Annotated in this window: 14 protein-coding genes and 1 riboswitch; of the genes, 10 read left to right on the plus strand and 4 right to left on the minus strand. The window is 67.8% G+C overall.

The genetic code is table 11. The features are described from left to right. Positions 1–33 precede the first annotated feature (33 nt). Positions 34–480 carry an SWIB/MDM2 domain-containing protein gene (locus tag KXJ60_RS19580; protein ID WP_291131712.1) on the minus strand — a complete coding sequence of 149 codons (447 nt, stop codon included), beginning with the start codon at positions 478–480 and terminating at the stop codon, positions 34–36. Between the two features lie 258 nt (positions 481–738). Here KXJ60_RS19580 and rraA point away from each other — a divergent pair, with 258 nt between their 5' ends. Next, the gene (gene rraA, locus KXJ60_RS19585) at positions 739–1,242 is read left to right on the plus strand and encodes a ribonuclease E activity regulator RraA (protein ID WP_291131714.1); all 504 of its coding nucleotides are present in this window, start codon (positions 739–741) and stop codon (positions 1,240–1,242) included. 4 nt (positions 1,243–1,246) lie between these two features. Here the strand turns inward: rraA and KXJ60_RS19590 are convergent, their stop codons facing one another. The 3 genes from KXJ60_RS19590 to KXJ60_RS19600 form a co-directional block, all read right to left on the minus strand. Continuing rightward, positions 1,247–2,062 (minus strand): sulfite exporter TauE/SafE family protein, encoded by an 816-nt coding sequence (locus KXJ60_RS19590; RefSeq protein ID WP_291131716.1) that lies wholly within the window; start codon positions 2,060–2,062, stop codon positions 1,247–1,249. A 260-nt stretch (positions 2,063–2,322) separates the two neighbouring features. Next, on the minus strand, positions 2,323–2,706 hold the full coding sequence (locus KXJ60_RS19595; protein WP_291131718.1) for a cell division protein ZapA: 384 nt from the start codon (positions 2,704–2,706) through the stop codon (positions 2,323–2,325). Continuing rightward, a complete protein-coding gene (locus tag KXJ60_RS19600; protein ID WP_291131720.1) occupies positions 2,703–2,942 on the minus strand; it encodes a DUF904 domain-containing protein in 240 nt (79 codons plus the stop codon). Before KXJ60_RS19600 ends, KXJ60_RS19595 begins: the two co-directional genes overlap by 4 nt. A 50-nt stretch (positions 2,943–2,992) precedes the next feature. Further along, a riboswitch (cobalamin riboswitch) is annotated at positions 2,993–3,249 on the plus strand. 78 nt (positions 3,250–3,327) lie between these two features. Between KXJ60_RS19600 and KXJ60_RS19605 the strand changes: the two genes are divergently transcribed. Genes KXJ60_RS19605 through bioB form a run of 9 tightly spaced genes read left to right on the plus strand, consistent with a single transcriptional unit; the run spans position 3,328 to position 12,130 of the window. After that, the gene (locus KXJ60_RS19605; protein ID WP_291131721.1) at positions 3,328–5,160 is read left to right on the plus strand and encodes a TonB-dependent receptor; all 1,833 of its coding nucleotides are present in this window, start codon (positions 3,328–3,330) and stop codon (positions 5,158–5,160) included. Continuing rightward, on the plus strand, positions 5,157–6,488 hold the full coding sequence (locus KXJ60_RS19610; RefSeq protein WP_291131722.1) for a cobyrinate a,c-diamide synthase: 1,332 nt from the start codon (positions 5,157–5,159) through the stop codon (positions 6,486–6,488). Before KXJ60_RS19605 ends, KXJ60_RS19610 begins: the two co-directional genes overlap by 4 nt. Then, entirely contained in the window at positions 6,485–7,303 is an 819-nt protein-coding gene (locus KXJ60_RS19615) for a cobalamin-binding protein (RefSeq protein WP_291131723.1), read from the plus strand. Before KXJ60_RS19610 ends, KXJ60_RS19615 begins: the two co-directional genes overlap by 4 nt. Next, on the plus strand, positions 7,296–7,862 hold the full coding sequence (locus tag KXJ60_RS19620; RefSeq protein ID WP_291131724.1) for a bifunctional adenosylcobinamide kinase/adenosylcobinamide-phosphate guanylyltransferase: 567 nt from the start codon (positions 7,296–7,298) through the stop codon (positions 7,860–7,862). The genes KXJ60_RS19615 and KXJ60_RS19620 overlap by 8 nt, the downstream gene beginning before the upstream one ends. Beyond that, positions 7,859–8,737, plus strand: a complete 879-nt coding sequence (locus KXJ60_RS19625) for a helical backbone metal receptor (RefSeq protein WP_291131725.1) — start codon at positions 7,859–7,861, stop codon at positions 8,735–8,737. Before KXJ60_RS19620 ends, KXJ60_RS19625 begins: the two co-directional genes overlap by 4 nt. Beyond that, on the plus strand, positions 8,734–9,738 hold the full coding sequence (locus tag KXJ60_RS19630; protein ID WP_291131726.1) for an iron ABC transporter permease: 1,005 nt from the start codon (positions 8,734–8,736) through the stop codon (positions 9,736–9,738). Before KXJ60_RS19625 ends, KXJ60_RS19630 begins: the two co-directional genes overlap by 4 nt. Beyond that, positions 9,735–10,496 (plus strand): ABC transporter ATP-binding protein, encoded by a 762-nt coding sequence (locus KXJ60_RS19635; RefSeq protein WP_291131727.1) that lies wholly within the window; start codon positions 9,735–9,737, stop codon positions 10,494–10,496. The genes KXJ60_RS19630 and KXJ60_RS19635 overlap by 4 nt, the downstream gene beginning before the upstream one ends. A 24-nt stretch (positions 10,497–10,520) precedes the next feature. Beyond that, positions 10,521–11,102 (plus strand): cob(I)yrinic acid a,c-diamide adenosyltransferase, encoded by a 582-nt coding sequence (gene cobO, locus KXJ60_RS19640; RefSeq protein WP_291131728.1) that lies wholly within the window; start codon positions 10,521–10,523, stop codon positions 11,100–11,102. A gap of 17 nt (positions 11,103–11,119) precedes the next feature. Then, entirely contained in the window at positions 11,120–12,130 is a 1,011-nt protein-coding gene (bioB, locus tag KXJ60_RS19645; protein WP_291131729.1) for a biotin synthase BioB, read from the plus strand. Positions 12,131–12,135: the final 5 nt, after the last annotated feature.

The raw sequence follows: 12,135 nt of genomic DNA on the forward strand, positions 1-12,135 counted from the left end.
CTGCATGCACCCGCAAGGGTGCAGGCGGAAGGCTTACTTCAGGTGGTCGTTGACCAGCTTGGTCATTTCGAACATGGAAGCCTGGGCCTTCTTGAAGATTTCCTTCAGCTTGGCGTCGGCGTTGATCATGCGGCGGTTGACCGAGTCCTGCAGCTTGTTCTTCTTGATGTAGTCCCAGATCTTCTTGGTGACTTCGGTGCGTGGCAGCGGGCTGTTGCCCACGATGGCAGCCAGAGCGGCGCTGGGGGTCAGCGCTTTCATGAAGGCTGCGTTGGGGGTGCGCTTCTTGGCAGGAGCGGCCTTCTTCGCAGGCGCTGCCTTCTTGGCGGGAGCGGCTTTCTTTGCAGGAGCTGCCTTCTTGGCAGGCGCCGCAGCCTTCTTCGCGGGAGCTGCCTTCTTGGCCGGAGCGGCCTTCTTCGCAGGGGCGGCCTTCTTGGCCGGTGCCGCTTTTTTAGCGGGCGCTTTTTTCGCAGTTGCCATGGTTGAATTTCCTTCTAGAAGTTGACGAGTCGCCAGCAGAAAACGCGCTTTCTCACTGGTGTCTCGGATGCTAATGGAGTTGCACACGCAATCCAAGGTGGAGAGCGCGCTTTTTTCAAGCTTTGCGCCGCGCGGGCGCGGGTTTTTGGCTGGGAAAACAACACTTCTGCGCGCACCTGCGGCGGCGTGCCTGGGCGACCGGGCGTATCTGCTCAAATCGCCCGCTGATTCACATCGTTGTGTCCTGCGAGTTTTGCCATGCCAACCCTTCCTGCTTTTGCCACCTGTGATCTGTGCGACGCACACAAAACCGATGACAGCGGCCGCTTCCGCGTGCTGCCCCCGGTGTTCCGCGATTTCGGTGCCGTGCGGCGTTTTGCGGGGCCTGTGGTGACCGTCAAATGCTTCGAAGACAACACGTCGGTGAAGACCGCGGTGGAGAGCGCAGGAGAAGGGCGCGTGCTCGTGGTCGATGGCGGTGGGTCGCTGCGCCGTGCGCTGCTGGGCGGCAACCTGGGTGTGGCCGCGGCGCGCAATGGTTGGGCGGGCGTGGTCATTGATGGCTGCGCGCGCGACGTGGCCGAGCTCGCCCAGTGCGAGGTGGGCATACGCGCGCTGGCCTCGATGCCATTGCCGACCGATCGGCGTGCCGCTGGCTTGCGCGACGTCGCGGTGCAGATTCAGGGCGTGTGGGTGCGGCCGGGTGACTGGCTGTATGCCGACGAAGACGGCATGGTCGTGAGCGACCGCGCGCTGACCTGACGCCTCAGGCCGTCAGGCCCTTGTAGAGCATGTAGCTGGCGAGCAGGTACAGCAGGCCCGCAAACACGCGCTTGAGCGACTTGACCGGCAGCGCGTGTGCGGCCTTCACGCCCAGCGGCGCCATGAGCACGCTGAAGAACGCGATGACGGCAAGTGCCGGCAAATAGATGTAGCCAAACGATCCGCTGGGCAGATCCTTCAGCCCCTGGCCGGCAATGACATAGCCCACGGCGTTGGCCAGTGCAATGGGAAAGCCCAGCGCGGCGCTGGTGGCCACCGCGTTGTGAATGGCGACGTTGCACCACGTCATGAACGGCACGCTGATGAAGCCGCCGCCGGCGCCCACCAGCCCGGAGAGCATGCCAATGACGCCGCCGGCGCCCACCAGGCCCGGCGTACCGGGCAGGGTTCGGGTGGGCTTGGGCTTTTTGTCCAGCAGCATCTGCGTGGCCGAGAAGCCGACGAAACCCGCAAAGAACAGCGCGAGCCAGGCGCCTTTGATCAGCGCGAAGATGCCCAGGCTGGCGATGGCCGAACCCAGCACGATGCCGGGCGCCAGGCCTTTGACGATGTCCCAGCGCACCGCGCCGCGCTTGTGGTGCGCGCGCACGCTGGAAATGGATGTGAAGATGATGGTGGCCATGGACGTGGCGATGGCCATCTTGACCGCCAGGTCTGCCTCGACTCCGCGCCCGGCGAGGATGAAAGTGATGAACGGCACCATCAGCATGCCGCCACCGATGCCCAACAAGCCGGCCAGAAAACCGGTACCCAGGCCGAGAACGGCCAGCTCAACAATCAGCAGGGGATCGAGTGACATGAAAAAAGGTGTCTGCAAGTGCCACCGGACCGGCATCCTGAACCGGGGTTCAGGTGGGCGAGGGCAGCGGGGCTTCGGGTTCGTCTGACGCGAGACGCTCGCACCAGCCACGCAATGTACCAAGCCCGGGCTCTATGAGCATTGGTTCAAGGAAATATAAAGCCCGGCGCGCACTGCAGACGGTTGGAATTGTAGGTGCAGCGTGGGCCGTGTGTGACCCATCCGTCGACAAATCCCTGCGCCAGGACAGGCGGGAGATGTCAGAGCAGTCGACCGTCCTTGTCCAGGGTCTGGTCGAGGCGGCGCATGAGCTCGTCGACGCGGGCCTGCGTCTGTGGGTCGAGCGGTTCGTTGTCGAAGGCGCCACCGTTGTCTGCGAAGGCGCTGTTGTCTGGTTGACCGAACGACGACGCCTGGAAGCTCTCGGCTTCTTTCTGCGAGAGCTCGAATGCGAGGTTGAGTGAAGCGAGGACCGCGATGCGGTCGCGCGCCTTGACCTTGCCGGCGTCGCGGATGCGGCACATCGCGGTGTCCACGCGCTCCACGGCGTCGAGCAACGAAGCCTCGCCGCCGGGCGGGCACGAGAGCAGGTAGCTCTGGCCCATGATCTGCACTTCAATCTGCTTGCTGCCCGGCTTGCTCATGAGCGCTCCTTGCGTGTGTCGGGGTGGCCCTTGGTGAGCTCGGCGGGCAAGCGATCGAGCAGGGCGTCGATGCGGGCGCGGGCAGCCATCAAGCGGGATTTGAGCGAGTCGCGCTCGGCCTGCAGGGTGTGCACCTGTTCGACCAGCAGGCTGTTGGTGCGCTGCAGTTCTTCGTGGCGCAACAGCAGCCGCTCAACACGCTCGGTGATCTGGTCAAAGTGCTTGGGATCGGCCATGGTGGGGACTCGGTGTGGGTGCATTGTAGGGTTGCCCCACGCTGCTGCGGCTTAGAATGCGCGCTGTTGGTGCTCGCGGTGTGGTTCACATGCCGCAGTTCAACGGGAAGCAGGAGGGAAAGTCCCCAGGGACGAACCTAACCTGCGCTGCCCCCGCAACGGTAAGCAGACGAGAGGCCACTAGCGCAAGCGCAAACGGCCTCTTCGCTTTCATCACGCAGCCACTGGATGACACGCCGTGTCATCTGGGAAGGCGATGGAGGTTGTTCTGTCAGCCCGGATACCGGCCAACGAGGTGGTGGTGCGTCTGGCAACAGGCGCGTCACCGTGACGCCCAAGCACTGTCGGGGAAGACGGTGAGGGCTTGTTGTTCGTTCTCTTCATCATGAAAAATCGCATCTTGCGCGCGCCCCTGGCCGCGTTGCCGCTGGCATGTCTGGCGGGTTTTGGCGCGTCTGCCGCCCATGCCGAATCCACCCTGGCCGAAACCGTGGTCACCGCCACCCGGGTCGAAACCCGCACCGACGCCGTGCTCAGTGACGTGGTCGTGATCGACTCTGAAGTGATTCAGCAATCGGCGGGGCGCTCTTTGACGGAAGTGCTGGCCCGCCAGGCGGGCTTGCAGATGTCGGCCAACGGCGGGCTGGGCAAGCAGTCGGGCCTGTTCATTCGGGGCACGGAAACGCGCCATCTTCTCGTGTTGATCGATGGCGTGCGCTATGGCTCCAGCACCGCGGGTGCGCCTGTGCTCGACAACATCCCGCTCAGGGGCATCGATCGCATTGAAGTGCTCAAGGGCCCCGCGTCGGGCCTGTACGGCAGCGACGCGGTGGGTGGCGTCGTGCAGATCTTCACCAAGCGCGGCACCAAGGGCTTCCACCCGGAGGCGAGCGTCACGCTGGGCAGCTTTGGTCACCGGGAGGCCGCAGCCAGCCTGAGCGGCGGCAACGACACGGTGACCTACAGCCTGAGCCTGGGCTCGGTGCGCGAAGACGGTTTTTCATCGACCAACCGCAAGGTGTCCTTCGGCAACCACAACCCGGACAAGGACGGCTTTGACCAGGACAGCCTGTCGGCGTCGCTGCGCTGGGCGCTGGCGCCGGGCTGGTCGACCGATGTCCAGTTCACGCAGGCCGACGGCACGAGCCAGTTTGACCAGGGGCCAGGCACGTTCAACGTGCGCTCGGAGACCACCACGCGTGTGGCCGGCTGGGGGCTGACGCGCCAGTGGTCGCCCGACTCGCGCACGCGACTCAATTTCGCGCGCAGCGACGACCAGTCCGACAGTTTCAGCTCGCCCGCTGCGCCTTCGGTATTCAACACCGCGCAGACGCAGGCGAGCCTGCAGCACGACTGGAACACCGCCCTGGGCAACGTGTTGGTGGGGCTGGAGTCGATCAAGGAGGCTGTGTCGGGCACGCAGGCATACGCCGTGAATTCGCGCACCACGGACGCCGCTTTTGTCGGCTGGACGGGGCAGGCCGGTCGGCACCTGTGGCAGACCAATCTGCGGCGCGATGACAACTCGCAGTTCGGCAGCGCTACCACCGGTTTCGCCAGCTACGGCTTCCAGCTCACGCCGAACTGGCGCCCGCATGTGGCGTACGGCACCTCTTTCAAGATGCCGTCGTTCAACACGCTGTACTACGTGTCGGCTTCGTTCAACGGCAACCCCACCACGCAGCCCGAGCGCGGCAAGAACACCGAAGCGGGCCTGACATACACGAGCGGCGCGCACGAGGTGAAGCTCACGCGCTTTGACAACCGCGTGCGCGGTTTCATCACCTTGCAGCCGGTGGTGGCCAACGTGCCGCGCGCCCGCATCGAAGGCTGGTCACTGGCATACACCGGTTCGGCCGGGGCCTGGAGCTGGTTCACCCACCTGGAGCTGCTGGACGCGCGCAACCAGCTCAATCGCCTGAAGCTGCAGCGCCGCGCCGACGAAGTGCTCACGGCCAGCCTGGACCACCGCATCGGCGCCTGGAACTGGGGTGCCTCGGTGCAGCTGGTGTCTGATCGCTTCGACAACGCGGCCAACACCGTGCGCCTGCCCGGCTTTGGCACGGTAGACCTGCACGCGCGCTACGCGGTGAACAAGGACTGGTCGCTGGCCTTGCGTCTGAACAACGTGGGCGACAAGTTCTACGAAACGGCTTATGGCTACAACCAGCCGGGCCGAGCCGCCTACGTCACCCTCAACTGGGCGCCCAAGCGATGAGCGTCGCCTGCCCAGCCGTGTTGGTGGCGGCCCCGGCGTCCGGCCAGGGCAAGACCACGGTGGCTGCGGCACTGGCGCGGCTGCACGCGCGCGCCGGGCGGCGCGTGCGTGCGTTCAAGTGCGGTCCGGACTTTCTGGATCCGCACTGGCTCGCCTTGGCCACGGGCGAGCCAGTGCACAACCTGGACCTGTGGATGACCGGCGAGCGCGACGCCCGCGCGAGGCTGCATGCCGCCGCAGAGCAGGCCGATCTCATCGTGGTGGAAGGCGTGATGGGCCTGTTTGATGGCGAGCCGAGCGCCGCCGATCTGGCGCAGCGCTTCGGATTGCCGGTGCTCGCGGTGATCGATGCCTCGGCCATGGCGGGCACGTTTGGTGCGCTGGCGTTTGGTTTGCAGCACTTCCGCTCTGGCCTGCCTTGGGCGGGCGTGCTGGCCAACCGTGTCGCCAGCGAGCGCCATGCGCAGATGCTCCAGACATCGCTCGCGGGCAACGAGTCGTCCTTTCTGGGTGCCGTGATGCGCGATACCGCTTTCACCCTGCCCGAGCGCCACCTGGGGCTGACGGTGGCGGCCGAGTTGCCCGATGCGATGGCCCGGCTGGATGCCGCCGCCGATGCGCTGGCGACCACGGCACTGGGCCAGATGGATGGCGCTGCGCTGACGCGTTGGGCCGTGCGCTTTGAGGCGCCTGTTCCTGTGCCGGAAGCGGCCCCGCTGCTGGCGGGCCGCACCATTGCCGTGGCGCGCGACGCGGCGTTTTGTTTCGTCTACCCCGCCAACCTCGACACCTTGCGTGCGCAGGGCGCGGAGCTGGTCTTTTTCTCGCCCCTGGCCAACGAGCCGCTGCCCGCTTGCGACGCGGCCTGGCTGCCGGGCGGCTACCCCGAGCTGCACGCCGCCGCGCTGGCCGCCAGCGACCAGACGCAGGCCAGCCTGCGCGCGCACCTGCAGGCGAACCGACCCCTGTGGGCCGAGTGCGGCGGCATGATGCCGCTCTTTGACGCCATCGTCTCCAGCGACGGCGCCGAGCAAGCCACCTGGGGTGTGTTGCCAGGCCGTGTGGTCATGCAGAAGCGACTGGCCGCGCTCGGTCCGCAGCAGCTCACGCTGCCCGCGGGCACGTTGCGCGGCCACACCTTTCACTATTCGAGCTGCGAGTCTTCGGTGCAGGTCGACCGGCACACCGAGTCGGTGCGCGGTGGCGCGCTGGGTGTGGGCGAAGCGGTGTACCGTGCGGGATCGCTGCGGGCCAGTTATTTCCACGCCTGGTTTCCTTCCAGCCCGGCGGCGGCCGCGTCGCTTTTTTTGCCTGGAGACCCGCCTTGACACATGCCCTCGGCCCGCAGCGCATCGTCTGCCTCACCGAAGAAACCACCGAGTGGCTCTACCTGCTCGGGCAGGAGCACCGCATCGTCGGCATTTCGGGTTACACCGTGCGGCCCCGGCGCGCCCGCGAGGAAAAGCCCAAGGTGAGCGCATTCCTCAGCGCCAAGATCGACAAGATCCTGGCGCTGCAGCCCGACTGTGCGTTCGGCTTTTCCGACCTGCAGGCCGACATCGCCGCGCTGCTGATCCGTGCGGGCGTGCAGGTGACGGTGTTCAACCAGCGCAGCGTGGACGAGATTTTTTCCATGCTCTACCAGGTGGCGGCCATCGTGGGTTGCGCCGACGAAGGCCGTGCCTGGATCGACGCCACACGCGAGCGGCTCGAGGGCATCCGCGCTGCGGTGCAGGCGCTGGAGGCCGCTGGCAAACGCCGGCCGCGCGTGTTCTGTGAAGAGTGGGACGAGCCCCACATCAGCGGCATCCGCTGGGTGTCGGAGTTGCTGGGTATCGCCGGGGGCGACGACTGTTTCCCCGAGCTGGCGGTGATGCCCATGGGCAAGGACCGCATCATTGCCGATGGCGCCGAGATCGTGCGCCGCAACCCGGACATCGTCATCGGCTCGTGGTGCGGCAAGCACTTCCGGCCCGAGAAGGTCGCTGCCCGGGCCGGCTGGCAGGACGTGAACGCGGTGCGCACGGGCCAGCTTTTCGAGATCAAGTCCGCCGACATCCTGCAGCCCGGTCCCGCGGCGCTCACCGACGGCGTGGCGCAGATGCACCGCATCGTCACCGATTGGATGGCACAACATGGCTGACAGCGTGGCGCGCAGTGAGTTCATTCTGGGCGGACAGCGCAGCGGCAAGTCGCGCCGGGCGGAGTCGCTGGCCATGTATTGGCTGGTGCGCTCCCCGTCGCACCGCGCGGTGATGTTGGCCACCGGGCAGGCCTGGGACGACGAGATGCGCGCGCGCATTGCACGCCACCAGCGCGACCGCGCCGAGCGCGTGCCCGGCATGGTGACCGTGGAAGAGCCCCTGGCCCTGGCGCAAGCCCTGCGCGAGCACAGTGCGCCACACACGCTGGTGGTGGTGGACTGCCTCACGCTGTGGCTCACCAATCTCCTCATGCCTGCAGCAGGTGCGCCCACCCATGCCGCAGAACCCACGCAGGCCCTGTGCCATGGCATTCGTGATGCGGCGGGCCCGGTGGTGCTGGTGGGCAATGAAATAGGCCTGGGCGTGATCCCGATGGGGCGCGAGGTGCGCGCTTTTGTGGATGCCCTGGGCGCCCTGAACCAGGCGGTGGCCGGCACCTGTGAGCGTGTCACCTTGATGGCCGCTGGCCTGCCGCTGACCTTGAAGGAACCGCAATGAAACACGCCTGGACCCGACGCTGGCTGTGTGCACTGGGCGCGCTGCTGTACGCGGGTGCTGTGAACGCTGCCGCCTTGCAGGTGACCGATGACCGCGGTGTCACCGTGTCGCTGGCGCAGTCGCCGCAGCGCATCGTGTCCTTGCTGCCTTCGCTGACCGAAACGGTCTGCGAGCTCGGCCAGTGCCACCGGCTGGTGGGGGTGGACCGGTATTCCAACCACCCGGCCTCGGTGCGCAAGCTGCCCCAGACCGGCGGAGGCATCGATCCCAACATCGAGGCCATCGTCGCGCTGCGGCCCGACGTGGTGCTCATGGCCACGTCGTCGCGCGGTGTGCAACGGCTGGAGTCGCTGGGCCTGAAGGTGCTGGCGATGGAGCCCAAAAGCTCGGCCGATGCGCAGCGCGTCATGGGCAAGCTGGGCCAGCTGCTGGAGGTGCCCGATGCCGACCGCATCTGGCGCGCGATCGACGCAGGCGTGAGTGCCGCTGCGCAGTCGTTGCCGGCCAGCGCGCGCTCGTTGCGCGTGTACTACGAGGTGAGCACCGGGGGCTATGCGGCGGGCACGCGCTCTTTCATTGGCGAGATGATGGCGCGCCTGGGCGTGCAGAACATCGTGCGGCCCGAGCTGGGGCCGTTCCCGCGCATCAACCCCGAATACGTGGTGCGCGAGAACCCGGACCTGATCATGATCGGCTCGCGCAACGTGCAGGGCATGGAAGCGCGCCCGGGCTGGCGCGGCATGCGCGCCGTGCGCGAGCAGCGCGTGTGCGTGTTCACCCCTGAAGAGTCGGACGTGCTGGTGCGCCCCGGCCCGCGCATGGCCGAAGCCGCGCGGATCATGGCGCGCTGCATCGCCACACAGGGCTTGCGATGAGCGGTGCGCGCCACAGCCTCTGGCTTGCCGGTGCCCTGCTGCTGGCCTCGCTGGCCGTGCTCTTTCTCGGGGCCGGCGTGGGCAGCACGGGTTTTGACAGCGTGCTCAAGGCGCGCCACGACCCGGTGGCCTGGCAGATCCTGTGGGACATCCGCCTGCCGCGCACCCTGGGCGCGTGGATGGCCGGTGGCCTGCTCAGTCTGGCGGGGGCGGTGGCGCAGGGCCTGTTTCGCAACCCGCTGGCCGACCCGTACCTGCTAGGCAGTGCCTCGGGGGCGGCGCTGGGCGTGGCGTTGGCGCTCGCGCTGTTTGGCACCTCGCCGTTTGCCACGCAATGGCTTGTGCGCCTGGGCCTGACGGGTGCCGCCTTTGCCGGCGCGGTGCTCGGCGTCGTGCTCACGCTCGCGCTGGCCAAGGGCGTGCAGCACACGCTGCGCCTGTTGCTCGCGGGCGTGATCGTGGGCGTGGTGCTGGGCGCTGCGCGCGATCTCGTGACCATCGCCTCGCCCGACACCTTGCAGGCCATGCAGGGCTTCATTCTCGGCAGCACCGGCTTTGTGGGCTGGGCCGGCTTCGGCGTGATGGCGGGCATGCTGCTGGCCGCCTTGCTGGTGGCGGCCTCGCTGGGCCGTGTGCTGGATGGCCTGGCGCTGGGTGAGTCCACGGCGGTGAGCCTGGGGCTGCCGCTGGCGGCCGTGCGCGCGGTACTGGTGGCGGTGCTCGCGCTGGCCACCGGCGCGGCCGTGGCGCAGACGGGGCTGATTGCTTTCGTGGGTCTGGCCGCGCCGCACCTGGTGCGCTCCATCGTCAAGACCACCCATGGCCGCCTGGTGGTGCTCAGCGCGTTCATGGGCGGCCTGCTGCTGATGGCGGCCGACGTGCTGGCGCGCTGGATCATCGCGCCACAGGAGCTGCCGGTGGGCGTGCTCACCGCCGTGCTGGGCGGCAGCTACCTGCTGTGGCTCATGCACCGCCGCCGCCGGCCCGGGAGCTTCCTGTGAGCGCGGCGCTGCAGGCCCGTGGTGTGGGCGTGGTGCTGGGCGAGGTGCCCGTGTTGCATGGGGTGGACGTGGCCTTTCCCGCGGCGCGCTGGACCAGCGTGGTCGGCCCCAACGGCGCGGGCAAGTCCACCTTGCTCAAGGCGCTGGCCGGCCTGTTGCCGCACAGCGGCGAGGTGCAGCTGCTCGACCGCCCCCTGACGCAGTGGCGCGGCCGCGAACGGGCGCAACGCCTGGCGTGGCTCGGGCAAGGCGAGCAGGGCGCCGACGACCTCAGCGTGTGGGATGTGGCCATGCTCGGGCGCCTGCCCCACCAGCCGTGGCTGGCCGCGCCGTCGGCCGCCGACCGCCTCGCCGTGGAACAAGCGCTGCGCGCCACGCAGGCCTGGGACTGGCGCGAGCGGCCGCTGGGCGCGCTCTCGGGCGGCGAGCGCCAGCGCGTGCTGCTCGCGCGGCTGCTGGCCGTGCAGGCCGACGTGATGCTGATGGACGAACCCCTGGCCAATCTGGACCCGCCGCACCAGGCCGACTGGCTGCTGCTGGTGCGCGAGCTGGTGGCAGGCGGCAAGACCGTGGTGAGCGTGCTGCACGAGATCGGCATGGCGCTGCACGCCGACCAGATGGTGGTGATGGCGCAAGGCCGCGTGCAGCACCACGGCACCTGCGACGATGCGCGCACACACCAGTCCCTTGAACTCGTTTTTGACCACCGCATCGCGATCCACCCGCTGGGCGACCAGTGGGTCGCGCTGCCCCGATGAACACGCACCGACCGGAGCCACCCCATGCAGATCGAAACCCCGCCCACCGAGAAACGCTACGACAAGCCCGAAGGCGAGCGCCGAGGCCTGGTCATCGTCCACACGGGCGACGGCAAGGGCAAGAGCACGGCGGCCTTTGGCCTGGCCTTGCGCGCGTTTGGCCGCACCCATGTGCACGGCAAGCGGGTGAAGGTGTTCCAGTTCATGAAGGTGCCTTCGGCGCGCTTTGGCGAGCACCGCATTTTTGAGCAACTGGGCTTGCCCATTGAAGGGCTGGGCGACGGCTTCAGCTGGAAGAGCCAGGACCTGGAGCACTCGGCGCAACTCGCGCGCGATGGCTGGCAGAAAGCGCGCGCGGCCATCATGGACGGCGAGCATTTCATGGTCACGCTCGACGAGCTGACCTACCCCCTGATCTACGGCTGGCTGCCGCTGGAGGATGTGTTGCAGACCCTGCGCGAGCGGCCGCGCGATGTGCACGTGGTCATCACCGGGCGCCGCTGCCCGCCCGAGATCATCGAACTCGCCGATACCGTGACCGAGATGACGCTGGTAAAACACGCCTTCCGCGCCGGCATTCCCGCCCAGCGGGGCATTGAAGACTGATTTTTCTTGACGGACCCATGACCCTGAACACAACAACGGAACACCCCGTGCGCCTCGTACCGCGCACAACGATCGCCCCCGCGGCCCCCGAGCGCTGGAGCGTGGAGGCGGTGGCCTCCCTGTTTGACCTCCCGTTCTCCGACCTCATCCACCGCGCCCAGACCGTGCACCGCGAACACTTCGACCCCGCCGAAGTCGAGCTCGCCACGCTGCTGTCGGTCAAGACCGGCGGCTGCCCGGAAGACTGCGGCTACTGCCCGCAGTCGGTGCATTTCGACACCGGCCTGGCCGCCGGCAAGCTCATGGGCGTGGACGCGGTGCGGGAAGCTGCACAGCGCGCGAAGCAGGCCGGCGCCACGCGCTTTTGCATGGGCGCGGCCTGGCGCGCGCCCAAAGACCGCGACGTGGACGCCGTGGCCGAACTCGTGCGCACGGTCAAGGCCGAGGGCCTGGAGGCCTGCGCCACGCTGGGCATGCTGTCCGAAGGCCACGCCGAAACACTGCGCGACGCCGGGCTGGACTACTACAACCACAACCTGGACAGCGCGCCCGATTTCTACGGCGAGATCATCACCACGCGCGACTACCAGGACCGCCTCGACACCCTGGAGCGCGTGCGCGGCGCCGGTGTGAAGGTGTGCTGCGGCGGCATCGTCGGCATGGGTGAGTCGCGCCTGCAGCGCGCCGCGCTCGTGGCCCAGCTGGCCAACCTCGCGCCCGACTACCCGGAGTCGGTCCCGATCAACCACCTGGTGAAGGTGCAGGGCACGCCGCTGGCCGACCAGCCCGACCTGGACCCGCTCGAATTCGTGCGCACCATCGCCGTGGCGCGCATCACCATGCCGCGCGCGCGGGTGCGCCTGTCGGCCGGCCGCCAGCAAATGAGCGAAGCGGTGCAGGCCCTGTGCTTCCTGGCCGGTGCCAACTCCATCTTTTACGGCGAAAAGCTGCTCACCACCGGCAACCCCGACGTGGCCGCCGACATGGGCCTGCTCGCCAAACTCGGCCTGCGGCCACGCCGCGCCTGAACGCC

It is taken from the genome of Hydrogenophaga sp., from assembly GCF_019264445.1.
Taxonomy (GTDB): Bacteria; Pseudomonadota; Gammaproteobacteria; order Burkholderiales; family Burkholderiaceae_C; genus Hydrogenophaga.

What these genes read in the sequence shown, in the direction of transcription:
- KXJ60_RS19620 (WP_291131724.1), top strand. Translation starts at nt 7,296, where the DNA reads ATGGCTGACAGCGTGGCGCGCAGTGAGTTCATTCTGGGCGGACAGCGC.
- KXJ60_RS19630 (WP_291131726.1), top strand. Translation starts at nt 8,734, where the DNA reads ATGAGCGGTGCGCGCCACAGCCTCTGGCTTGCCGGTGCCCTGCTGCTG.
- rraA (WP_291131714.1), top strand. Translation starts at nt 739, where the DNA reads ATGCCAACCCTTCCTGCTTTTGCCACCTGTGATCTGTGCGACGCACAC.
- KXJ60_RS19605 (WP_291131721.1), top strand. Translation starts at nt 3,328, where the DNA reads ATGAAAAATCGCATCTTGCGCGCGCCCCTGGCCGCGTTGCCGCTGGCA.
- KXJ60_RS19600 (WP_291131720.1), bottom strand. Translation starts at nt 2,942, where the DNA reads ATGGCCGATCCCAAGCACTTTGACCAGATCACCGAGCGTGTTGAGCGG.
- KXJ60_RS19595 (WP_291131718.1), bottom strand. Translation starts at nt 2,706, where the DNA reads ATGAGCAAGCCGGGCAGCAAGCAGATTGAAGTGCAGATCATGGGCCAG.
- cobO (WP_291131728.1), top strand. Translation starts at nt 10,521, where the DNA reads ATGCAGATCGAAACCCCGCCCACCGAGAAACGCTACGACAAGCCCGAA.
- KXJ60_RS19625 (WP_291131725.1), top strand. Translation starts at nt 7,859, where the DNA reads ATGAAACACGCCTGGACCCGACGCTGGCTGTGTGCACTGGGCGCGCTG.
- KXJ60_RS19610 (WP_291131722.1), top strand. Translation starts at nt 5,157, where the DNA reads ATGAGCGTCGCCTGCCCAGCCGTGTTGGTGGCGGCCCCGGCGTCCGGC.
- KXJ60_RS19590 (WP_291131716.1), bottom strand. Translation starts at nt 2,062, where the DNA reads ATGTCACTCGATCCCCTGCTGATTGTTGAGCTGGCCGTTCTCGGCCTG.
- KXJ60_RS19580 (WP_291131712.1), bottom strand. Translation starts at nt 480, where the DNA reads ATGGCAACTGCGAAAAAAGCGCCCGCTAAAAAAGCGGCACCGGCCAAG.
- bioB (WP_291131729.1), top strand. Translation starts at nt 11,120, where the DNA reads ATGACCCTGAACACAACAACGGAACACCCCGTGCGCCTCGTACCGCGC.